Source organism: Lentzea aerocolonigenes, from assembly GCF_000974445.1.
In the GTDB taxonomy this organism is placed as follows: Bacteria; Actinomycetota; Actinomycetes; order Mycobacteriales; family Pseudonocardiaceae; genus Lentzea; species Lentzea aerocolonigenes.
Genome location: NZ_BBOJ01000022.1, coordinates 253,757 through 276,706 on the forward strand (window position 1 = coordinate 253,757; position 22,950 = coordinate 276,706).

At 68.9% G+C, this 22,950-nt stretch carries 21 protein-coding genes, 1 tRNA gene and 1 pseudogene; 14 read left to right on the forward strand and 9 right to left on the reverse strand.

Annotated features, from left to right (window positions below; genetic code table 11):
- The first annotated feature begins 68 nt into the window (after window positions 1-68).
- Window positions 69-686, forward strand: a complete 618-nt coding sequence (locus AOM45_RS37580; RefSeq protein WP_030470414.1) for a phage tail tube protein — start codon at window positions 69-71, stop codon at window positions 684-686.
- A gap of 14 nt (window positions 687-700) precedes the next feature.
- Here AOM45_RS37580 and AOM45_RS37585 read toward each other — a convergent pair whose 3' ends face one another.
- The gene (locus AOM45_RS37585; RefSeq protein WP_059362908.1) at window positions 701-1,084 is read right to left on the reverse strand and encodes a hypothetical protein; all 384 of its coding nucleotides are present in this window, start codon (window positions 1,082-1,084) and stop codon (window positions 701-703) included.
- Window positions 1,085-1,123: 39 nt separating this feature from the next.
- Here AOM45_RS37585 and AOM45_RS37590 point away from each other — a divergent pair, with 39 nt between their 5' ends.
- The 10 genes from AOM45_RS37590 to AOM45_RS53895 all read left to right on the forward strand — a co-directional run bounded on the left by AOM45_RS37590 (window position 1,124) and on the right by AOM45_RS53895 (window position 11,291).
- Window positions 1,124-1,399: a hypothetical protein gene (locus tag AOM45_RS37590; protein WP_030470412.1), complete on the forward strand. Its 276-nt coding sequence runs from the start codon at window positions 1,124-1,126 to the stop codon at window positions 1,397-1,399.
- A gap of 98 nt (window positions 1,400-1,497) precedes the next feature.
- Window positions 1,498-1,803, forward strand: a complete 306-nt coding sequence (locus AOM45_RS52180; protein ID WP_063778356.1) for a hypothetical protein — start codon at window positions 1,498-1,500, stop codon at window positions 1,801-1,803.
- Between the two features lie 69 nt (window positions 1,804-1,872).
- Window positions 1,873-4,725: a phage tail protein gene (locus AOM45_RS37600; protein ID WP_051784166.1), complete on the forward strand. Its 2,853-nt coding sequence runs from the start codon at window positions 1,873-1,875 to the stop codon at window positions 4,723-4,725.
- Between the two features lie 4 nt (window positions 4,726-4,729).
- Window positions 4,730-5,518, forward strand: a complete 789-nt coding sequence (locus AOM45_RS37605; protein ID WP_156094114.1) for a hypothetical protein — start codon at window positions 4,730-4,732, stop codon at window positions 5,516-5,518.
- 136 nt (window positions 5,519-5,654) lie between these two features.
- Window positions 5,655-7,712, forward strand: coding sequence for a hypothetical protein (locus tag AOM45_RS37610; protein WP_030470408.1), 2,058 nt, complete (start codon window positions 5,655-5,657; stop codon window positions 7,710-7,712).
- A 19-nt stretch (window positions 7,713-7,731) separates the two neighbouring features.
- On the forward strand, window positions 7,732-8,025 hold the full coding sequence (locus tag AOM45_RS37615) for a hypothetical protein (RefSeq protein WP_030470407.1): 294 nt from the start codon (window positions 7,732-7,734) through the stop codon (window positions 8,023-8,025).
- Window positions 8,026-8,103: 78 nt separating this feature from the next.
- Window positions 8,104-8,853, forward strand: a complete 750-nt coding sequence (locus AOM45_RS37620; RefSeq protein WP_051784165.1) for a peptidoglycan-binding domain-containing protein — start codon at window positions 8,104-8,106, stop codon at window positions 8,851-8,853.
- Window positions 8,850-9,260, forward strand: coding sequence for a hypothetical protein (locus AOM45_RS53175; RefSeq protein WP_236703969.1), 411 nt, complete (start codon window positions 8,850-8,852; stop codon window positions 9,258-9,260). Before AOM45_RS37620 ends, AOM45_RS53175 begins: the two co-directional genes overlap by 4 nt.
- A 97-nt stretch (window positions 9,261-9,357) precedes the next feature.
- On the forward strand, window positions 9,358-9,501 hold the full coding sequence (locus AOM45_RS51345) for a hypothetical protein (protein ID WP_156094113.1): 144 nt from the start codon (window positions 9,358-9,360) through the stop codon (window positions 9,499-9,501).
- A gap of 101 nt (window positions 9,502-9,602) precedes the next feature.
- On the forward strand, window positions 9,603-11,291 hold the full coding sequence (locus tag AOM45_RS53895) for a recombinase family protein (protein ID WP_369406710.1): 1,689 nt from the start codon (window positions 9,603-9,605) through the stop codon (window positions 11,289-11,291).
- On the opposite strand, the gene AOM45_RS37640 is transcribed toward AOM45_RS53895, so the two are convergent.
- The 5 genes from AOM45_RS37640 to AOM45_RS37660 form a co-directional block, all read right to left on the reverse strand.
- Window positions 11,242-11,317, reverse strand: a tRNA-Ala gene (locus tag AOM45_RS37640). The two genes, AOM45_RS53895 and AOM45_RS37640, sit on opposite strands and share 50 nt — an antisense overlap.
- A 376-nt stretch (window positions 11,318-11,693) precedes the next feature.
- Window positions 11,694-12,482: a DsbA family protein gene (locus AOM45_RS37645; protein WP_030470401.1), complete on the reverse strand. Its 789-nt coding sequence runs from the start codon at window positions 12,480-12,482 to the stop codon at window positions 11,694-11,696.
- Between the two features lie 46 nt (window positions 12,483-12,528).
- Window positions 12,529-13,815: an MFS transporter gene (locus AOM45_RS37650; protein WP_030470400.1), complete on the reverse strand. Its 1,287-nt coding sequence runs from the start codon at window positions 13,813-13,815 to the stop codon at window positions 12,529-12,531.
- Window positions 13,816-13,865: 50 nt separating this feature from the next.
- Complete coding sequence (locus tag AOM45_RS37655; protein WP_236703970.1) at window positions 13,866-14,699, reverse strand: GNAT family N-acetyltransferase; 834 nt, start codon at window positions 14,697-14,699, stop codon at window positions 13,866-13,868.
- Entirely contained in the window at window positions 14,668-15,717 is a 1,050-nt protein-coding gene (locus AOM45_RS37660) for a glycosyltransferase family 2 protein (protein WP_051784164.1), read from the reverse strand. The genes AOM45_RS37655 and AOM45_RS37660 overlap by 32 nt, the downstream gene beginning before the upstream one ends.
- A 26-nt stretch (window positions 15,718-15,743) precedes the next feature.
- On the opposite strand from AOM45_RS37660, the gene hrpB reads away from it, so the two are divergent.
- From hrpB to AOM45_RS37675, 3 genes are read left to right on the forward strand one after another with little or no spacing between them, the layout of a single operon-like run.
- Window positions 15,744-18,011, forward strand: coding sequence for an ATP-dependent helicase HrpB (gene hrpB / locus AOM45_RS37665; RefSeq protein ID WP_030470397.1), 2,268 nt, complete (start codon window positions 15,744-15,746; stop codon window positions 18,009-18,011).
- 46 nt (window positions 18,012-18,057) lie between these two features.
- The gene (locus AOM45_RS37670; RefSeq protein WP_030470396.1) at window positions 18,058-19,140 is read left to right on the forward strand and encodes a macrolide family glycosyltransferase; all 1,083 of its coding nucleotides are present in this window, start codon (window positions 18,058-18,060) and stop codon (window positions 19,138-19,140) included.
- On the forward strand, window positions 19,137-19,739 hold the full coding sequence (locus AOM45_RS37675; protein WP_030470395.1) for an HD domain-containing protein: 603 nt from the start codon (window positions 19,137-19,139) through the stop codon (window positions 19,737-19,739). Before AOM45_RS37670 ends, AOM45_RS37675 begins: the two co-directional genes overlap by 4 nt.
- On the opposite strand, the pseudogene menC reads toward AOM45_RS37675, so the two are convergent.
- The 3 genes and pseudogenes from menC to AOM45_RS37690 form a co-directional block, all read right to left on the reverse strand.
- Window positions 19,724-20,826: pseudogene (gene menC / locus AOM45_RS37680) on the reverse strand (o-succinylbenzoate synthase). The gene AOM45_RS37675 and the pseudogene menC overlap by 16 nt on opposite strands.
- Entirely contained in the window at window positions 20,823-21,530 is a 708-nt protein-coding gene (locus AOM45_RS37685; protein WP_030470394.1) for a hypothetical protein, read from the reverse strand. The pseudogene menC and the gene AOM45_RS37685 overlap by 4 nt, the downstream one beginning before the upstream one ends.
- Window positions 21,520-22,932, reverse strand: coding sequence for an amino acid permease (locus AOM45_RS37690; RefSeq protein WP_030470393.1), 1,413 nt, complete (start codon window positions 22,930-22,932; stop codon window positions 21,520-21,522). Before AOM45_RS37690 ends, AOM45_RS37685 begins: the two co-directional genes overlap by 11 nt.
- Window positions 22,933-22,950: the final 18 nt, after the last annotated feature.

Consider the following 22,950-nt stretch of genomic DNA (forward strand, 5'->3'; position numbering starts at 1 on the left):
GGCTGCCGCCCTCCGTACTCGAGACGATTCCGGAAGCGCGCGGAGCCTCCCTTCTGGAGGCCTCCCGCTTGAGCCTGCATCCGACCCTTGTCCGTGTCCCCGGCACCGGGGAACTGTCCCTCGCCCCACCGGGCACACCCGAACCGCCCGACTCGACCACGGCCCTGCCCGCCGCCTGGACCGGCCTCGGTCTGTCCACCGAAGACGGCGTGACGATCAAGCGCACGATCGAGAAGTCCGGCACCACGCACTGGCAGCAGATCACCCCCGCCCGCTACATCTACACCAGCCAGGAACTCACCGTGGCGTCGGTGTTCCAGGAGTCCAAGGGCGCGGTGCTCGGCGTCTACTTCGGCGGGATGACCTTCGCCGAGACCGGCACCGGCAGCAAGAAGTACCGCGCCGAGATCAGCGCCGTCCCCAAGGGCGACGAACGCGCGCTGTGCGTGGACTGGACAGACCAGATCAGCGCCACCGAGATCTACCACCACCGGCTCTACCTGCCCCGCGTCGAGGTCTCCGAGACCGCCGACGCCCAGTGGACCCGCACCCAGGAAGCCCGCTGGGGCCTCACCTTCGCCGCACTCTCGCCCGCATCCGGCACCACGTTGGCCGTGTGGCTGACCGATGACCCCGCCGTTCTGCTCGTCACACCCACGGTGACCGCCGCCAAGGCGGAGAGCTAACGACCTCAGCCGACTCAACCCACCTGGCGGGTCGGCAGATCCAGTTCCGCCTGCGCCATGACCACCAGCGGCTCCCACACCCGAAACAGGTGAATCATCGCCTCATCGGCATTCCCGGCGAGCGCGCACCGCACCCCGCTGTGCAGCGCTGCGATCAGGTCTGGGTGCAGCCCTCGTAACCAGGGCTCCACTGCTGCGATCAGGATCGCGGCACGGTCCCACGCGCTGAGCTCACCCCGAGCCACGAAGTAGGGAAAGGCGTGGGGACCACACACCTCACCGTTGATCATCGCTGCCAGCACGTCGTGCACAGCGGTCTGAAGAACCCATGCCGCCGTCTGCTCGTCTTCCAGCGGCGTTGCCATCCCCGAACCATAGCCGCCCAGGTTCGTGATCACCGTTCACCCATTTGGCCACGACATGAAGGAGACCCATCCGTGAGCAACCGCCAGCGCCGTGAGGCGAGCGGCCAGCCCGCGCCCGCGCCCACGTCTTCGGTGATGTGGCGAGGGAAGCGGTTTACTCTGCCCGCGCCGGAGGACTACCCGCTGGAGGCGATTGAGGCCGAAGAGGAGGGTCGCACGCTCAAGGCGCTGCGGCTCATCCTCGGCGAAGACCAGTACCTGACGTTTCGGGAGCTGGCCAAGACCACCGGCGACGCCGACGACTTCTCCAAGGCGATCATGCGGGAGCTGGGGCGGGGAAACCGGTAGTCGTCGGCCGTCTGCTGGCCGACGACACCACCGCCGAAGCCCTCGAAACCGATCTACTGCGCTACGGCGTCGACCTGCTTGACCTTTACCGAGGCCGCTTGTCCTACCGCCGCGTGTGCGCGCTCGTCGCGAACCTGCCCGAGGACGCGGCGGTCTGGCGCACGGGCGGGGCAGACGCCGGCTGGACTCGCGCGGATCTCGCGCTGGCCGCGCTGGAACGCCGCGTCACGCTGCTGTGGGCGACCGTCGCCACCGCGCTGGGCCACGAGGTCACCGAGGCCGACGTGACCAGTCCACTCGACCAGCTCACCGCCTCGTCCTCCGCCCCTGCTGCGGAAGGAGGTGGCACCGAGCCCGAGACGAAGTCCCTGCGCGAGATCGCGTTGTGGATGCGGGGCGGGTGATCGCCCCTGACCTTCGTCGGACACACCTACCTCAAGGTCCTGCCCACCCTCGTCGGCCTCGGCGCGGCGGTGAAGAAGGCGATCAACGAGGAGGAGCGCGGCGCCCCGGACATCAGCCTGGGTGCGCAGATCCAAACCGCGCTCGCCCGCGCCCAGCTCCAACGGCTCGCCGCCGAGGGCGACCAGACCGCCATAAGGTTGCTCGCCCAGCTCGACGCCGCCCCGGCCGAACGTGAAGCCGCCGCGCTGCGGGAACGCCAGAGCCGCAAGGAAATCAAGATCCGGGCGGTTCTGGACAAGTCGTTCACGACCAGCCTGGCGGGCCTCGGTCAGCTCGACCGGGCACTCACCGGCACCACGACCGAGATCACCCGCAACACCGCCGCTGTGGGTGCTGCCGCGCTGAAGTACGGCGCGTATGCCGGAGCGCTCGCCCAAGCCATCAGCCTCACCGGTGGCCTGGGTGCGGCGGTGGCCACGGCGTCGGGGTCGCTGCTGGTGCTCCCGGCCGTGGGCGTCGCCGCGGCCGTCGCGGTCCGCACGCTCAAGCTCGGCCTTGACGGTCTGTCCGATGCGTTCAAGGCCGAGTCCGCGCAGGACTACGCCAAGGCGGTCAAGGACTTCCCGCCCGCCATGCGGGAGACCACCGACGCCGTCCGGGCATTGCGGCCGCAACTCGACGGCCTCCAGCTCGACGTCCGCGCCAACCTGTTCGCCGGGCTCGGGAAGGAGGTCGAGCAGCTCGGCGGCACCTACCTTCCGGTGCTGCGGCACGGCCTGGCCGACATCGCCGGAGGCTTCAACCAAGCGGCCCGCAACGCCGCGACGTTCGCCCGCGACGGCCGCACCGTCGACGACGTCCGGCTGATCCTCGACCAAACCAGCCAGTCCGTCCGCGCACTGTCCGGCGGGGCCGCGCCACTGCTCCAGATCATCCGTGACCTGGCGGCGGTCGGCTCGCAGTTCCTTCCCGGCTTCGCGTCCGGCTTCGCCGATGGCGCAACGAGTCTGGCCGCCTTCGTCGCCCGTGCCCGCGAGACCGGGCAGCTACGCGAGTGGATGAGCGCCGGGCTCTCGGCGGTCGGCGACTTCCTGACCACGCTGGGAAACCTGGCCCGGATCGTGTTCACGGTCCTCCAGGCCGCCAACACCCACGGCGCCAACCTGTTCGGCACGCTCTCGGCACTGACCGGGTCCATGCTCGCGTTCCTCCGCAGTGCGGAGGGAACCACCGCGCTGCACCAGCTCTTCAGCGGTCTCAACGCCGCCGCCTCCGGGCTGCTGACCCTGCTCCAGGCCGTAGGCCGCGCGTTCGCCTCCGACACGGTGCCCGCTATTGGGCAGCTCGGCGCGTCCCTGGGGCAGGCCTTCACGATCCTGGCCGCCGGGGCGAAGCCCGCCGCTGAAATCCTGGCCGTCCTCGCACCCCTGGCGGGGGTCGCCGCGCAGGCGCTCGCCTCGGTGCTCGTGCCGGCATTGGGCGCCGTCTCGGGCATCGCGGCCGAGCTCGCGCCCGTCGTCGGCGAGCTCGTACAGGAGCTCGTCGGCGGCGCACTGGCCGACGGCATCCGCGAACTCACACCCGACCTGCTCGAACTCGCCCGCGCCGCGAAACCGCTGGTCGCCTCCCTCGGCCGCCTCCTCGTTCAAGCCCTTCAAGCGGCCGTGCCCGCCGCGTCCGCGCTGCTCAAGGCCTTGACCCCGATCGCGACCGAGCTGGGCGGCGCGCTGGTTCAGGCCATCGAAGCGGCGCTACCGCTGGTCACGATCCTCGCGACGATCTGGTCGGACGTCCTGCTGGCAGCCTGGGAGCAGGCACGGCCCGTCCTACCGATCTTGGTCGAGTCCATCAAGCAGCTCGTGACCGCGCTCGACCTGTCGGCCGCCACGCCGTCACTGGTCGAGACCGGCTCGCTGCTGGGCAAGATCCTCGCTGACGCGCTGCGCAACCTCGTTCCGCTGATCCCGCCGCTGGTCGCGGCGTGGGTGCAATTCTGGAGCGAGGGCCTGCTGCCGATGACGCCGCTGTTGCTGCGCATCGTCTCCGAGCTGCTGCCCGAGCTGCTGCCGCTGCTCGCCGAGCTCGTGCCGCTGATCACTCAGGCGCTCGGCATCATGACCGTCTGGAACGCCGGGCTGCTCAAGTTCGCCGGTGTCTTCCTCGACTACGTGATCCCCGCGCTGAAGCTGTTCGTCAGCGACGGCGTCGCGCCCGCCTTCCGCAACGCCGTAGAGATCATCTCCAGCGCGCTCGCGCTCATCCAAGGCGTGGTCAACACCGCCCTCGCACTGCTCCGCGGCGACTGGAGCGGCGCCTTCCGCGGCCTGCAAGAGATCGCGGCGGCTGGGTGGCGGCTGCTCGTCTCCGGCGCCGAGCTGGGCATCCGGTCCCTGCTCGGCTTCCTGGGCGGCGTCCCCGGCCAGATCCTGGCCAGCTTCGGCAACGTCGGCTCGCTGCTGATGGAGGCGGGCAAGTCGCTGATTCGGGGCTTCCTGCGCGGCATCGAGTCCATGATCGCCACCGTCCGCGCGAAGTTGCGGGAGCTGACCGACCTCCTGCCCGACTGGAAGGGACCGCCCGAGCGAGACGCGAAACTGTTGCGCGCCAACGGTGTACTCATCATGCGCTCCCTCGTGGACGGCTTCGAGGCCGAGGAACCGGCCGTGCGCCGCTACCTCACAGACCTGACCGACCGTATCCCCGCCGCCACGCTCGCCGTCGAGACCGGACCCGTTGCCGCGCAACGACTCGCCGGACAGGCTGCTGCCACGGCCGGCCGGGACCGCGGCTCAGACGCGGACCTCGCCGCGCTGGTCGACGCGATCGAGCGCCTGGCCGCGCGGCCGGTCGTGGTGCAGGTCGGCGCGACCGAGATCGCTCGCGCCACGGCCGAAGGCCAGCACGCGTTGTCCCGGAGGTGATCTGATGGGTTCGCTGTGGATCGGACCGCCCGGACGTATGCGTGAAGTCCGCAGCGCGGCAACAGAGTTCGACCGCTCGGTCCAGCTCGGGATCGAGGAGTTCGCGGCGCTGTCGGGCGGGGTCACCACTACCCGTCTGGCCGCGCCGCCCCGACGGCTGTCGCTGTCCTGGTCCGCGCTCGCCGACAGTGAATCGCAGTGGATGGAAGCGTTGGCGCGCAACGTGTACGGGCCTGGGCCGCTGGCCGTGATCGACCCCGCCTCCCGCAACCTCTTGGAGGGCGGCCAATCGCAGGGCTACGGCCCCCGCTCCGCCATCAGCAACGGCGGATGGGGCACGCTCATCGAACGCGACGACCACGTCCTGACGCTCACCGATCCCCGCGACAACGACCAGCTGGTCTACGACCACTCGCACTGGATCGGCTACCCCGTCACCGCTGGCCTTCCCGTACACCTGGCAGCAGGGCTGCCAGACGCGCAGTGCCAAATGACGTTCTACACAGCAACTGAGGGGTTCGTCAGCTCACACGGACCCGCGCCGACCTTGACCGTCATGCCGCCTGCTGGCGCGGCGTTCGTCGCGCTTCGGGTGATCCTGCGCGCGTGGAGCGGAACAAGGCCGATCGGCCCCGTCCTGATGCGCATGGGCGAGCCGATCGCCCCCGGCGACCTCGGCGCGCTCGGCGACGGATGCCCGCCGATGTCCGTCACCGCCTACAGCGACAAAGCCCGGCCGCCGCACCACGACCTCACACTGAACCTGGTGGAGGTGCGCCGTACTCCCCGCTAGCGGAAACCTCATCTCCGCCCTGCTCGACGCCGAGCGCACCAACACCAGCCTGACCCGGCTCGCCGGCCGCGACCTCACCGACCAAGTCACGTCATGGAGCCTCGACCGCGCTTACGACTCGGACCTGCCCGAGCAGATGCGCGCCGCGAACGGCAGCGCCTCGGCCGAGCTGCGCATGACGCTGTCCGGCGCGGACGGCAAGACCGCCGCGCAGCTCTACAGCCCCTACGCTCCGCACGCCACCGCCGACATCGCCCGGCCGCGCCAGTCCGTCACGCACGGCTGGGGTATCGCGGGCGAGGCCCTGCCCGGCTTCCGGGGCATGGTCCGCGACCGCGCCGCCACCAGCGCCACAGGGGTGGTGGAGCTGTCCGCGCTCGACGGCGCCGAGCGGCTGCGCGACGCGGCGAGGTTGCCCGCGGCTGTGTCCGCGAACACCACGCCCATCGCGTCCGGGGTGTGGGTGGTCGATCACCTGTTGCGCAACGCGGGCATCCACACCAGCCCGCCACCGCGCCCCGGCTGCATCCTCTACGCCTCGATGCACGGCGGCCTGGCCCCCAACATCGGCTTCTACCGTGACCACGTCCTGAACCTGCTGGACTGGCGGCGCGACCTGGCCCCGTGGGAGATCGCCCCGGTCCCCGGCTGGGGCCAGTACACCGCACGCTGGGACCCGCGTACCCGCACCACCGTTCCCGGCGCGCAGTTGCTGGCCGAGTTCTGGGTGGACAACACCAACCTCGGATCGGTCGGCGGAAAGGTTCAGCTCGGCCTGTTCTTCCAGGCCGACACGCAGACCAACAACGTCCGCTTCAGCGTCGACTTCGTCAACGAGGCCATCACGCTGGGCACCGACGGCACCTCGGCCACCATCAACACCAGCCGGTTACGGACCAAAGGCCGGTGGCACTGCGGGGTCTACTGGGCAGTCGGCTTCGACCGCGTGTTGCACGGCTACTTCTTCATGTCCGGCCCCAACGCACCGGACCCGTTCTACACCCTCGACATGGGCCGGTTCCCGGTCATGCCCGCCACCCAGCTCAACTACGTCGAGCTCGTCGCCGGTCTGCCCGTCGAAGCGGTGCAGGTGTCCAAGATGGACACGTTCATCAACACCAAAGACGACTGGGAACCACCGTGGCAGCGCGGCGCGGTGCTCGATGACGTCGGCTCCCAGCTCAACGCCATCCCACCCACCCAAGGCTCCGCGTGGGAGATCATCACCGCCGTCGCCAAAGCCGAACAGGCCACGGCCGAGTTCGACGAGTTCGGCATCTTCCGGTGGCGCCGCAACACCCGCTTCACCTCACCGGGCTCGCCGATGGCGACCGTGACCAGCGCACGCGAGATCGCCTCGCTGCGCGTCTCGGAAGCGATCGACGCCGTCCGCAACGTCATCGACGTCCCGTACTCCGTGTACACAGCGGGCGCGACGACCACCCGGTTCACAGACACCGAAGGCTCGTGGATTCCCGCGTTCGGCACGCTGACGTTGCGCTACGACTACGACAGCTCCGAGTACGACAGCCCGCCCCCGATCGTCTACGTCAACACCGTCCCGGCCAACACCAGCCGCGTCCGGTTCTCCAACCAGTCCAACGGTCTCGGAGGCGTGCACGGCGCGGTGGAGTCCACCACCGAACGCGACGGCGACCAGCTGATCATCACCTTCCGCAACCGCACCGGAAACGACCTCTTCCTCACCACCAACACCGGCACCCCCTCGGTGTCCATCGCCGCGATCACGCTCGCATCCGGTAGCCCGCAACGGTTCTCCATCCGCCGCTACGACCAGACCAGCCGCGACCGCTACGGCTCCCAGGTCTACGTCGTCCCCGCCACCCCGTGGATTCAGATGTCCACCGCCGCCGGACGCATCGCGGACTACCTCCTCAGCGTGGCCGCTTCACCGCTGCCGATCCTCGGCGACGTAGAGATCCTGCCGGACCCGCGGCTCCAGCTCGGCGACCTCGTGCGCGTGGTCGACGACGTCGGCGCGGCACTGTCCACACCGGCCTGGATCGTCGGCAACAAGATCAGCGGCGACAGCACCGGCCGCATCCGCCAGGTCCTCACCCTGCGCGCCACCACCAGCCCCGGCCCACCCGCAGACGCGGGCCTGTTCCCCGATCCCGCCTTGAGCCCCGACGCCCGCGCACAGCTCCAGCGTGAAGGCGTCCGGGTTCCCTGACCACCCGAGACGGAGGTTCATGGACCCGTCCCTGCTGCCCCAGCTCGGCGTGGCCGCAGCGCTCGTGATCGTCGTGGGCTACCTACTCACCGCCAACCACAGGCTCATGACCGCCAACCGGTCCGACCGCGCCGAGTACCTCAAAGCCCTGGCCGCACGCGAAACCGCGCACGCCGAGGCGCTGACCGCGCTGCGCAATCGCGTGTCCGTGCTCGAAGAGCGCATCGCCGAACTGGAAGACGAACTCGACCGCGAGCGCGACCGCCGCCGCGCAGCCGAGGACATCGCCGCCGCCGTGCGACGCCACACCTAACCCCACCCCCACAAGCGAACGGCCGTCACCGCCTGGTGACGGCCGTTTTTTGTTGCCCACCAACAGGAAGAGAACACATTGGCCTGGCGCGTAGCCAACTCCCTGCTCACCCTCCGAGACCAGTTCAACGCCAAGTTCCCCGGCCGCAACAAGGCCAGTGACGGCACCATCGGCGACCCCAGCCACCAGGGCACCGACAGCGACCACAACCCCTGGTACGGCGGCATCGTCACCGCCATCGACATCACCCACGACCCCGCCCACGGCGTGGACATCGACCGCATCACCGACGAACTCCAGGCGTCGCGCGACCCGCGGATCAAGTACGTTATCGCCAACGGACTGATCATGGACACCCGGCCGCAGTTCAACCCGTGGCAGTGGGTCCGCTACACCGGCGACAACCCGCACACGTCGCACTTTCACCTGTCGGTCGTCGCCTCCCCGCTGTGCGACGACCCGCGCCCGTGGAACCTGCCGATCCTCGGCGGCGCCAGCACCCAGCCGCCGACCCGGCCGCCGACAAAGCCACGGTTCCCCCTGCCCGAAGGCCACTACTTCGGCCTGATCACCGGACCGAACGAGTCCCACGGTGGTGCGCCCGAGTCGATGGGCGGCATCCCGAACGAGCAGTACTACGTCCGGCTCATCCAGGAAGAGTTGCAGCGCCTCGGCTTCGCCCCCAACTACCCCGGCTGGGCCGACGGAATATTCGAGCAGCCCACCGCCGACGCCGTCTCCGCCTGGCAGCGCGCCTACCGGCCCAACAGCACGTCCCGCTGGGGCGAGGTCTGGTGGGACGACTGGGCCGACCTCATCCGCCCATGACCCCACAACCAGTGCCCGCCGCGCTCACGCCCGGCGGGCACTGGGTCATCTCCCTCGCCCTCGTCGTCTGGCTGCTCATCAAGGGCAGCCGGGCCGCCGTGCTGTGGCTCGAACGCCACGACGACACCCAACCCACACCGGAGGTTGCTCCTTTGCTCGAACCCCGTCCCCGCCCGCTGCGCGCCGTCGCGACCTGGGTAGGCCTGATCACCGCGCTGGTCTCCTGGCTGGTCGGCTCCGGCCTACTCACCACCGGCCAGGCCGACGCCATCAACGGCACCGTCGCCGCGGTCCTCGCGCTGCTCGGCGCGTTCGGCGTCGCGCTCGCCGGAGAACGCAAGGTCACCCCGACCTTGGACCCACGCGACGACGCCGGCCGACCCCTGCACCCTCTCAACGTCGAGTGACCCACCAGCACAGCTAGCCCACGCCCACCAGCGCGAGGAGTCCCTAGGCCTCGCGCTGGCCTGGGGACTCCCGCGCCTTCACCGGGGGGACCCGCGAATGACCGCAGCAGCCCAGCAGCCGGACGCCTGGACGGTCGACCACATCGAGACCGAGCCCTTGGACGACGCGCAGCGCGACCAGGGCGTGAGCACTCTCGCGACGCTCATCAATTCCTGGAATGAAATACAGCGCTCCGCGTAAAGCCGACCATTAATAAATTGGGACCAAGAGTGCTACATTCCGGAACATGACAGAGGGAATTACCGGAATGAGCAGAGTCTTGCCAAAAACAGCGCCTATTCATGCGCCTACGCCGATTACTTGGGGGAACTTCTTTGTCTAGGCGGACGAGAACAAAAAGGGTGAGCACCGCTGCGGCGGGGCTCGACCTGGACACCGTGCGGGTCGGTATCTACCTGCGGCGCAGCACCGACGACGAGAACCAGCCCTACTCGATCGAGGCGCAGGACACCCGGTTAGATGCCTACGTCCAGTCGCAACCGGGTTGGAAGATCGTCAAGAAGTTCAAGGACGACGCGTCAGGCAAGAACACCGACCGGCCCGGCCTGCAAAAGGCGATGCAGTGGGCCAAAGCGAACATGATCGACGTCTTGCTCGTGTATCGAGTAGACCGGTTCTCCCGCAACCTGCGTGACACCGTGACACTGCTGGATGAGCTGGACAAGGTCGGCGTGGCGTTCCGCTCCGCGACCGAGCCGTTCGACACCTCGACTCCGGTCGGCCGGATGATGCTTCAGCTGCTGTCGATGTTCGCGCAGTTCGAGCGGGATCTCATCGTGGACCGTGTCACGGCGGGCATGGAGAAGAAGGCGGAAGCCGGACAGTGGAAGGGCGGCTACGCCCCGCCCGGCTACATGATGGACCCGGTCACTCACAAGCTGGTCGTGGTCGAATCCGAGGCCGTCATCATCCGGCTGATCTTCGATCTGTACACAAAGGACCGCCTCGGCTCCCACGCGATCGCCAACGAACTCAACGAACGCGGGTACCGCACCCGAAGCGGCGGACTCTGGCCCTTCAAAAGGGTTCTCACGATCCTGGAGAACCGCGTCTACCTCGGAGAGATCCACTACCGCGACGTCATCACCCTCGATGCCCACCCCGGCATCATCACGCCCGAGCAGTTCGACGAAGCCGAACGCATCATGGACTCACGCAGCGAAAGCCATTCGCGCCGCAGGTCGAACGGCTCGGACTACATGGCCACCGGCCGCCTGTCCTGCCCCAAGTGCCACACGGCAATGGTCGGCACAAGGGCAACTGGCAAGACCAAGACCTACCGCTACTACACGTGCAACAAGCGGCTGAAGTACGGCACGGATTCCTGCGACCAAGACCGCATCAACGCAGATGCGCTCGACCAGGCCGTACTCGACTCCGTCGCCAGCTTCTACGGCAACCAGCACCAACTCATCCGCGACGCCGTCGCCGAGGCCCGCAAGGTCTACGAGTCCAGCCACGAGAAGGTGACCGCCGAACTCAAGGCCGTGAGATCCGAGATCACCAAGGTCACCGCGAAGATCGACAAGTATCTCGACGCGTTCGAAGCCGACACCTTCGACGCCGACGACGACACCGCCAAGGAACGGATGCGCAGGCACCGCACCACGCAGAAGCAGCTACAGGCACGAGAGGCCGAACTCATGGAGGACCTGGAGAACGAGCCGACCATGCCCGACGCCGCCACCCTGGACACCGTCAACAACAACATCCGCACCATCATCAAGGCGGGCAACCCCAACCAACGCAAGGCCGTCGTAGAGACCTTCGTAGTCAAGATCAAGATCACCGGACCGGGCCGCATGGTCCCCGTTCTCCGAGTGCCACCAGCACCCACAGCCGCCGATGCCGCGGATGCAGAAGGGGCGGAAACCCGACTATCCGGGCCCGCCCCTCTGGGTGTTCGTGTATCGAGTTATCTGGTGGAGCTGAGGGGACTCGAACCCCTGACCCTCACACTGCCAGTGTGATGCGCTACCAGCTGCGCCACAGCCCCTTGAAGGTCCACGTTTCCGGGAGGTTTCCCTCTCGTTCTCGTGTGGCAATACCGTACATCACCCGTGCCACAAGATAAAAATCGGGGGTACCCGAACCGCATTCGGCCTGGTAGAGCCGGGTGACAACCACCAGAGCCCCGTCGATCCGAAGATCGAGTGCCCAGCCCCCGAGGCCCGCCGCGAGCTGCACAAACGGCACCCCAGAGGCCCTGGAGACCGCCTCTTGAGCACCGTCAGCTTCCAGGCTCCAGACGGAGAGAAGTTGGAGTGACGCGCGGCACAGCTGCACGTGGCCGTCGAGTCCACACAGGACACACAGGACATCACGAACGACGCCTGGCCCGGTGGAACAGGGCCAGGCGCTGATCGACGGGGCTACTTGGCGAGGTCGGACAGCCAGTTCTTGTTGTCCAGGTCGACGAGCTTGCCGTTCGCGGCAACGCTCGGCGTCCCGCGGAAGCGACCGGTGTCCGGGTCCTTCAGCACAGGATCGTTGCTGGTCTTGGACATCAGCTCGTCGAGCTGCGTCTTGTAGGTCTGGTTCTGCACGCAGGATTCGAAGCCTGCCGACGTGACGCCGAGGTCCTTGCCCAGCTTGATGAGCTGGTCCTTGGTGTAGCCGGCTTCGCCTTCCTCCGGCTGCGCGCCGAACAGCGCCGCGTGGAACTCGTTGAACTTGCCGCCGTCGGCCACGCACAGCGCGGCGTTGGCCGACTCGGTCGAGTAGCCCTCGGGCTTCGAGAGGCGGTTCAGCATCGGCAGGATGTTGTAGCGGATCTTGACCTTGCCGTCCTCGACCGCCTTCTTGATGCTCGAGCCGTAGGTCTTCTCGAACGTGCCGCAGATCGGGCAGAGGAAGTCCTCGTACACGTCGATCGTCACGGTCGCGGTGTCCTTGCCGACCAGCACGGAGCTGCCGTCGCGGACCGCGGGGGCCGAGATGATGTGGTCCGGGGACGTTTGCGGGATCGCGCCGTCGGACGCGGGGGCCGCGGACTTCGTCGACTGGAACACGACGTAGCCGATGACGGCGATGGCCAGCACCGCTACGACGGCCACGCCTGCGATGATCTTGGTCCGGTCCGAACCGCCCGTCGAACGGGCCTGGGCCACCGCACGCGCGGCCTGCTTCTTCTTCCGCGCACTGCGCTCTGCTCCACCCACGGCGACGAGGGTAGCGACACAAACTAAAGGAAAGCTGAGTACCCGATCACGCTTCCGGGTGGCGTGGCTTGCCGCCGACCCGTTCGCCGGTCGGGATCTCGGCGCTCTCGTCCAGGCAGCCGCACTCGGGTGCGACGGCCTCGGCCGTGTGCTCCTCCTCGTGGGTGGGCAGGGTCTCGGGGGCGACGAACCAGAAGCCGACGGCCAGCAGGAGCGACGCGCCGGTGATGGCGAACGAGGCTTCGAAGCCGAACGAGTCGGCCAGCAGGCCTGCGCACATCGGGCCGATGATCGCGCCCAGGTCGGTCACCATCTGGAAGCCCGCCAGCACCGGGCCGCCCTTGCCCTTGGCGCCGATCACGTCGGCCACCACGGCGTTCTGCGGCGGGTTCAGCAGGCCGGCGCCCATGCCCGCGATCAGCGACGCGGCCATGAACATCCACACGTCACCGGTGAAGCCCATCCAGATCGTCGCGAGACCGCTCACCACCAGGCCGGCGACGGCGACGGGCTTGCGGCCGCGGGTGTCGGCGATCTTGCCGGACAGGAACAGCATCGACGCGTTGCCGGCGGCGAACACCGACATCGAGATGCCCGCCACGGCCGCGCTGTGGTGCAACGCCTCGATGACGAACACCGGCACCAACGAGATCCGCACGCCGAACACGGCCCAGCCGTTCGCGAACCCGGACGCCAACGCCGCACGGTAGGCCCGGTGCCGCACGGCCTCACGAACCGTCATCGGGATGTCGGTGTTGGTCTTGTCGAGAGCAGCGAGAGTCGAACGGCGCAGGAAGAACCAGACCACGAACGCGGCGAGGCACAGCAACAGGCCGTACGACACGAACGGCACCCACACGCCGAACGGCACGAGGCCAGCACCGACGATCGGGCCGCACACGTTGCCGACGAGGAAGCCCGCCGCCCACAGCCCGGACGCCCGCCCGCGCATCGGCGCCGGCGTGATGCGGATCAACAGGCCCAGCGCGGCCACCGTGAACATCGTCGACCCGATGCCGGCGAGCGCACGCCACCCCAGCATCTCGGGATAGCTCGACGAGAAGCCCGACAACGCGGTGCCGACGGCCACGATGAGGATGCCGACGATGTAGACGTGCGGTTCGCCGAACTTGTTGACGAGTCTGCCGCTCATCGGCGCGAACGCCAGTCGCACGAACGCGAACGTGCTGATCAGAGCCGCGACAGCGGTGTGACCGACGCCGAACGACGCGGCGTACACCGGCAGCACCGGTGCCACGATCCCGAACCCGATGGCGATGATGAAGCTCGCCGCGACCAGAACCCACACCTCGACCGGTAACCGCTCGCGCACACAGCCTCCTTTAGCCCTGCTAAGGATATGTCACGCGGCAACTAAATAACTCAGTCGAGCAGCTCATCCACTCTGCGTACATATGCCGTCACGGGATAGGCGGCCATGAACCCGCACGCCTCGGCGAACCGCTCCCCCGGCCCCTCGTCCACCTGCGACGCGACCAGGTGCGCACCGGCAGAACGCAGCACCGCAGCAGCAGACACCACCAACGACCGCCCAACGCCACGCCGCCGCCGTGCCGGACGCACGACGCACTGCTCGACCAACCCCACACCGCGTTCGGCGAACCCCGACACGAACCCGCCGATCCGGTCGCCGTCGTCCACCACCAACAACGAACAACGCGGATCGTCCAATCGATGCCCGAGCCACCTCGCCAACCTCTCCCGGTTGCCGACCAGCTCGTCCGACAGCAGCTCGACGATCCCCGGCAGGTCCGCGTCGACAGCCCTCCTGACCTCGGACGCCACCGAAGCAGGCCCGCGGTGAACCACGGTCAACAGCTCCTCGACCGCGTACCAGCCGGAGTCGTCGGCGATCCCCTCGATCTCGTCGACGGTCGTCGGCGACGCGTACACCACCGCCTCGGCGCGTCCCACGTCCGCGAACGTCTGCTCCAGCTGCAACAACGTGGACGCGACCTCGACCGACGAGCCGTCCAGCGCGCAGCCGAAGTTCCCGGACGGCAGCGGGTTCTCGCGGTTGATCACGACCGCCGCGCATCCGACCCTGCCGACCTTGCCGTAGCGCACCGCACCGGACGCGAGCCGCGCTCCCTCCACCAGGATCGCGAGCGACCGCGCCTGGTACGGGTCCAGCAGCTCCGGGTCGTCCGGATCACGCAACGGGTCAACCAACTCGACGGCCCTTCCACGAAGCACCTGGACGCACCGCGCAGTCCAGCAGGAACACCCCGATCGTCGCCCACGACAACGGAGCCAGCACGGCGGACACCTCAGGAGCACCGACCCGCCGCACGAACTCGCGGTGCGACACGGCCTGCGCGAACCACGCCAGCCACGACCACCGCGAACGCCAGCGCAACACCGGCATCAACCCGTACGCCAGGTGCAACAACCCGGCAACCACCAACAACACGCGCCCCCACGGCCCGAACATCTCCCTCATCGAGGGTTGGATGCTCTTGCGCAACGACCGCCACGTGTCACCAAAAGAATCCAGCCCCGACGTGGTCAGCAACGCGGCGGCGTCGACGAACCGGACCACCCCGCCGGAGTCCCTGATCAACGTCGCCAGCCCGACGTCGTCGGCGTGGGTCGGAGCGAGCGCCTGCCAGCCACCGGCAGCCACGAACACCGACCGCCGCACCAGGACGCAGTGCCCGACCGCGAGCGCCGTCGGACCACGCCCTGATGGCGGCGAACCCTCGAACACCAGCGTGTTGAACGCGGGCAGCAGGAACCACCAGGCCACCCCCGAGCCACGCCCCGACGACGACACGAGGTCCGCGCCCAGCTCACCGGCTGTGGCCACCAGCCGTCCCACCAGATCGGGCGCGCACGTCACGTCCGCGTCCACGAACAGAAGCCATTCCTCGTCCCGTGCGGCCCCAACGCCGAGATGCATCGCATGCGTCTTGCCAGCCCAACCAGCAGCAGGACCGGACGACTCGATCACTTCGGCACCACGAGAACGAGCGACAGACGCGGTCGCATCCGCAGAAGCGTCGTCCACCACCACAACGCGCACACCGGGCTGACCGACCAACCCGGACAGCAACGACGGCAACGTCGCTTCCTCGTTGCGCGCCGGCACGACAGCCAGCACGGACGCGGTCTTCGTCGACGACGACAGCTTCGCCACGTGCTGCCACTGCGCCACGTTCCGTGCGGACCGCAACACGGACAACCCCGCGTGCACGGCACCAAGCATCCCCATATGTCCACCCTGACACACTCAACGGTGTGCACCTGCCCGATCTCCCCGTGAAGTCCGTCCTCCCCGAGCTCCTCCAGCAGCTCGACGAGCACGGCGCGGCAGTGCTCGTCGCACCACCGGGCACCGGCAAGACCACGCTCGTCCCGCTCGCCCTCGAAGGCAGGGTCGTGGTGGCCGAGCCGCGCAGGATCGCCGCCAGAGCAGCCGCCGCGCGCATGGCGAGTCTGCTCGGCGAACCCGTGGGTCACACCGTCGGCTACTCGGTCCGCGGCGACCGCAAGACCAGCAGGCACACCCGGATCGAGGTCGTGACCAGCGGGCTGCTCGTCCGCAGGCTCCAGCACGACCAGGAGCTCAAGGGCGTGGGGACCGTCCTGCTCGACGAGTGCCACGAACGTCACCTCGACGCCGACCTGCTCCTCACGCTCCTCCTGGACGCCAAGGCGGGCCTGCGCCCGGACCTCAAGCTCCTGGCCACGAGCGCAACCGTTGCCGCGCAACGACTCTCCGACCTGCTCAACGCCCCGGTCCTGCACAGCGAGTCGCGCATGTACCCGACGGAGATGACCTACGTCCCGCCGGCGCGCAACGAGCACATCGAGAACACCGTCGCCAGAGCCATCACCAAGGCTCTGTCCGAAGTGGACGGCGACGTCCTCGCGTTCCTGCCCGGCGTGCGAGAGATCAACCGCACGGCGAGCCTGCTCAACGCCGACACCGTGATCCTGCACGGCCAGCTCAACGCCCAGACGCAGGACGCCGCCCTGAAACCCGGTAGCCGCCAGCGGGTCGTGCTCGCCACGAGCATCGCCGAGTCGAGCCTCACCGTTCCCGGCGTGCGCGCGGTCGTCGACGCCGGCCTCGCCCGCGTGCCCAGGGTCGACCACCGGCGCGGCCTCGCCGGGCTCACCACGATCCGCGTCTCCCAAGCGGTGGCCGACCAGCGCGCCGGACGAGCGGGACGCGAGGCCCCCGGCCGCGTCTACCGCTGCTGGCCCGAGCACGAGCACTCGACGCTGCCCCGCTACCCGGAACCGGAGATCCGCACGGCCGACCTGACCCGGCTCGCCCTGGAGCTCGCGGTGTGGGGCACGCCGGACGGCACCGGCCTGAACTGGTGGGACTCCCCGCCGGAGGGTGCGCTCAAGGCCGCCCAGGAGACCCTGAACGCGCTCGGCGCCCTCGAACCGGACCGCCGCGACCGCATCGCGAACGTCGGCCTGCACCCCCGGCTCGGCCGCGCGCTCATCGACGGCAGCGCGCTGGCGGGCAACCGCACCGCCGCCGAGGTCGTGGCCCTGCTCGACGACAGCACCCACCCCGGCACGACCGACCTGGCGACCGCGTTGAAAGCCCCCGGCAAGTGGCGCAAGGAAGCCAAGAAGCTCGAGAAGCTCGGCAGCAACCCGGCGGGCAACGGCGACCCGGCGCTCGTCGTGGCACTCGCCTACCCGGAACGGCTGGCGAAACGCCGGTCCAAGAACAGCACCGTCTACCTGATGGCCAACGGCACGGCCGTCGAACACACCGACTCGCACGCCAAGTGGCTGGCCGTCGCGATCGCCGACCGCGAACCGGGCAGCAAGCACGGCCGCATCCGGCTCGCCGCCCCCGCCGACGAAGAGCTGGCCGTCACCGCCGCCGCGGCCCTGGTGCACACCGAGGACGACATCCGGTGGAACGGTGACGTCATCGCGAACAGCGTCCGCAAGCTCGGAGCGATCACGCTCGACGAACGCAAGCTCACCGACCTCGCCAAGTCCCAGCAGGCACTCCGCATGGGCCTCGAAGCCGAGGGCCTGGGCCTGCTCAAGTGGACCGACGCCGCCAAACGCTTGCGCGAGCGCATGGCGTTCCTGCACCGCACCCGCGACTGGCCGAGCGTGGACGACGAGAGCCTGATCAAAGCGATCGACCTCGGTCAGGCGAAGAAGCGCTCCGACCTGGCGAAGATCGACACGACCGCGTTGTTGCGCGGCCTGCTGCCGTGGCCGGAGGCGGCCGAGTTCGACCAGCTCGCTCCGGAACGCATCGGCCAGGGCAAGGTCGACTACACCCAGGACCAGCCCGCGCTGCACGTCCGCATCCAGGACGCCATGAAGTGGGCCGACACACCGCAGATCGCGGGCGTTCCCGTCGTGGTGCACCTGCTCTCCCCCGCGGGCCGTCCCACCGCCGTGACCAGCGATCTCAGGACCTTCTGGCGCAACGGCTACCTGCGGGTGCGCAGTGAGCTCAAGGGCAGGTATCCCAAGCACCACTGGCCCGAGCGGCCCTACGACAAGAGCAGATGAGCGACCGCTTTGAACCATTAGGAATCGAACAACGTTATTGTTGTCTATGGCGCACATCGCGATCTTCCTCATGCCCGAGCGCGGACACTTCCTGCCCGTGCTCGGGATGATCGCCGAGCTCGTGCGCCGCGGTCACCGCGTGAGCTGCCCGGCCACCGCCCCGTTCACCGCGGCCGTCACCGAGTGCGGCGCGAACGCGATCCCGTACACCACAACGCTTCCGCCGCAGCTGCCCGAGTCGCTCTACGACGCGGCGCGGCTCGCGCTCACCGAGGCGGAATCGGCGTTGCCGCAGCTGGAGGGCAGGTTCCGCGACGACCGTCCCGACCTCGTGGTGTGGGACATCGCGGCCTGGGCGGGCGGGGTGATCGCCCGCCGGCTCGGCGTGCCGCACCTCCTGCTGGACAGCTTTCTGACCAGCAACGCGCACTGGTCACTCGGCGCCGCGGTCCTGCCGGCGCGGACGTTCGACCGCGAGGCGATCAGGTTCTTCACCAGCGTTCAAAGCTTTGTCGGCGGCTCACTGCCCGAGTTCGTCGCGGGCGCCCAGCGCCGGATCGCCCTGTTCCCCAGGGAGTTCCAGCCCGAGGGGGACACGTTCGACGAGCGGTTCGTCTTCACGGGGCCGGCTCTCACCGAACGGGCGTTCCAGGGCGCCTGGGAGCCTCCGGGCGGAAAACCGGTGGTGCTCGCGACGACCGGCACGCAGGTCTGCGCCGACGCGGCGCGCGGAATGCCGTGGCACCTCGTCACCAAGGGCAAGGTCCGCACTTCCGCGCCGAACGTCGAGGTGCACCACGAGGTGCCGCAGCTCGCCGTGTTGAGGCACGCGAGCGTGTTCGTCACCCGCGGCGGCATCGGCGGCGTCATGGAGGCGCTGCACCACGGTGTTCCCATGATCGTCGTCCCGCACATGACCGACCAGCGGCTCAACGGCCAGCGCGTCGAGGAGCTCGGGCTCGGCGTGCTGCTCGACACCGTGACAGAGGAGAGCGTGCGCTCGCTGGTCGACCAGCTGACGTCGGATTCCTCGATCGCCGCACGGGTGAAGGACATGCAGCGGATGATTCAGCGTGCGGGCGGCGGCACGGCCGCGGCGGACGTCGTCGAGGAGGAGCTCGCGCGGTGAGACGGTTCTGGGACGACGCGGTCCGCACGCTCGGCGGCACACCGGACGCGGGCGATCTCGTCGAGCGCTACACCGAACCGCATCGGGCGTACCACAACGCCGTTCACGTGGCGTGCGTCGTGCGCGACTCGGCGAAGCTGGCCGACGCGTTCGCGTTCACCGCGGAGGAACGCGCGATCCTGACGCTCGCCGCCTGCGCCCACGACGTGATCTACGACGGCAAACCGGGCGACGACGAACGCGCCTCGGCGGCATGGGCGCGAGAACACCTGGCAGGGCTGGAAGAAGAGTACATCGCACGCGTGGAGTCGCTGGTGCTGGCCACGATCACGCACTCGTCCGGCGATCCGCTCGCGCACGTGCTGCTCGACGCCGACCTCGCGATCCTCGGCTCGGATCCGGAGCAGTACGAGCGCTACAGCCGGGCCGTGCGCCAGGAGTACGCGCAGTACGACGACGCCACGTGGCGCCTCGGACGCGCCAAGGTGCTGAAAACCCTGCTGGACCGCGAGGTCCTGTTCGTCACCGAACCCGCACGGCAGCTGTGGGACGCCACCGCGCGGGCGAACCTCGCGCGCGAACTTCAGTCGCTGGAGTAGAGCACTCGGGTCGCGGTGGTGAAGCGCCGCAACGTCTCCGGAATCGGCTCGACACCGATACCAGGCCCCGTCGGCACGTGCATGAACCCGTCCTTCAGCTCGAACGGCTCGGTGACGTCCTCCGCGAAGTACCGGCGCGACGCCGAAACGTCGCCCGGCAGCACGAATCCGGGCAACGCCGCCAGCGCGAGGTTCGGCCCGCGCCCGATGCCGGTCTCCAGCATTCCACCACACCACACCGCGATCCCGTGCGCGACCGCGACGTCGTGGATCCGCCGCGCCTCCAGGTACCCGCCGACGCGCGCGGGCTTGATGTTGATGACCCGGCACGCGTCCAGCGCGATCGCCGTCGCCGCGTCCTTGGCGGAGGTGATCGACTCGTCGAGGCAGATCGGTGTGCGGATCCGTTGCGCGAGCAGCGAATGGCCGCGGATGTCGTCCTCCGCCAGCGGCTGTTCCACCAGCAGGAGACCGAACTCGTCGAGGCGACACAGGTGTTCCGCGTCGGCCAGCGTGTATGCGGTGTTCGCGTCGACCTGCAGCAGCACGTCCCCGAACCGTTCCCGCACGGCCCGCACCGGTTCGACGTCCCAGCCCGGCTCGATCTTGAGCTTGATCCTGGCGTAGCCCTCGGCGAGGTAGCCTCGACGTCCGCGAGCAGCTCGGGGATCGAGTCCTTGATCCCGACCGACACCCCGGCGGGCACGCGATCGGCCGTGGCGCCCAGGTACGTCCCGATCGCCATCCCGTACGACCGCAGCTCGGCGTCCAGGACCGCGGTCTCCAGCGCGGCCTTGGCGAGCTTGTGGCCCTTGACCGCCTCGGTCCGTTGGACGACCTCGGCGGCGGTGACCTCGGGCGTCACCCGCGGCACGAGGTGCTGAGAGAGCACGAGCTCCGCGGCGCCGACGAACTCCGAGCAGTACAGCGGTTCCGGGTCGGCGGCGAACTCCGACCAGCCCTCGGCGGAGTCCGTGACCACGCGCAGCAGGAACGTGTCCTTCGTCGTCATCGTCCCGAACGACGTGCGGAACGGCGACACCAGCGGAATCGCGACGTGCAGCAGCTCTACCCGTTCGATCTTCACAGACGCTCCAACCCGTACCAGCCGTCACGGGACATCGACGTCGCCACGCAACCCCGCGCGAAGGCGTCGACGAACACTTCGCGCACCGCCTCGCGCCACTGCCGGGCGAGCTCCGCGGACTCCTTGCGCACCCGCACGACGTCGTGCGGCACCCGGCACCAGATCCGCTCACCGTCCGTGCGCGCCAACGGTTCCCCGTCCGGCGCGGTACGAAAGACCTCACCAGCGGGCAACGACTCTCGCGGCTCGCGGGACCCGGTGAGGTCCCACCGCACGGTCAGCCGGTCGCTCTCGTCGCCGTCGTTCACGCCGTCGCGCATCGGCCCGTAGAAGTCCACTGTGTACTCGACGGCGACGGCGCCGAGCTTGACCAGGTTGAACCGGGCGTTGCGCGCCACCAGCGGGTCGTAGGTCCACCGCATCGACCTGGCGCCGAGCCCGACGGCCCAGTCCTTCTGCGCGACTTTCAACGGGTGCCCGACGCCGGACCGCGCCGCCGCGATCATCGAGTACACCGACCCGTCCGGGCAGAAGAGCCCGGTCGTGGCGCCGATCAGCTCGTCGCCGTCGAACGCTCCGATCGTCGCGCCGCCCGCGTGCCGGATGCAGTGCAACGTCTCCGTCGACAGGACGTCCTCGGTCGTCTCCCAGACCTCGGCGTAGTAGGCGGCGACGCGGGCGATGCCGGGAACGTCAGAGATCACTCGGAACCGCAAGGCGGGCCTTCCTCACGCTGTACCCGAAGTAGATGACGAACCCCAGGACCATCCACGCCACGAACGCGATCCACGTGTCCAGCCCGAGACTGAACATCATGTAGACGCAGAAACCGAGTCCCAGCAACGGCGTGACCGGCGAGAACGGCACCCGGAAGGTCCGCCGGCGGTCCGGCTCGGTGCGGCGCAGGATGATCACCGCGATGTTGACCAGCGCGAACGCGAACAGCGTGCCGATGCTGGTCGCGTCGGCCAGCGAACCCAGGGGCACCAGCGCGGCGAGCACCGCGATGAACAGGCCGACGACGACCGTGTTCACGAACGGCACACCGGTCTTCGGGCTGAGCTTCGCGAAGATCGACGGCACGAGCCCGTCGCGGGACATCGCGTAAAGGATCCGCGTCTGTCCGTAGAGGACGGTAAGCACGACGGACGTGGTCGCGACCACAGCGCCGATGGACAGCAGGATCGGCCAGATCGCACCGCTCACGTTGTCGGTCAGCACCCGGCTCAGCGCGGCCTCGGTGCCCTCGAACGTCTGCCACGGCATGGCACCGACCGCGGCCAGGGCCACCGCGCAGTACAGCGCGGTGATCACGACCAGGGAGAGGATGATCGCGCGCGGCAGGTCGCGCTGCGGGTTCTTCGCCTCCTCGCCGGCGGTCGACGCGGCGTCGAACCCGATGTAGGAGAAGAACAACGTGGCCGCGCCGGCGCTCATGCCCGCCAGACCGAGCGGGAGCAGCGGCTGCAGGTTGCCCGCCTTGAACGCGGTGAACGCGACCGCGCAGAACATCAGCAGCGCGCCGACCTTCACCCACACCAGGATCGTGTTCGTGCGCGCACTGCCCTTGGCACCGCCCAGCAACACGAGCATCGAGATGACCACGACCAGCACGGCGGGGACGTTCACGATCCCGCCCGCACCGGGCGGCTGGCTCAGCACGTCGGGAATGCGCAGCCCCGTCACCAGATCCAGCAGCTCGTTGACGTACTGGCCCCACCCGACCGCGACCGCCGCGACCGAGACGCCGTACTCCAGCACCAGACACCAGCCGCACACCCACGCGACGATCTCGCCGAGCGTGGCGTAGGTGTAGGAGTACGAGGAGCCCGACGCCGGAATGAGGCCAGCCAGTTCGGCGTAGGACAGCGCCGAGAACAACGCGGTGATGCCGGCCAGCACGAACGACACCACGATGGCGGGACCGGCGAGCGGCACAGCCTGCCCCAGCACGACGAAGATGCCGGTGCCGAGCGTGGCGCCGATGCTGATCATCGTGAGGTGACCGACGCCCATGGTGCGCTTCATCTCGCTGCCGGGATGCGTCAGCTGGTCGATCGGCTTGCGCCGCAACACTCGCGCCCCGATGCGCTGCTCGTTGCTCATCAGGACAACCTAACCGGT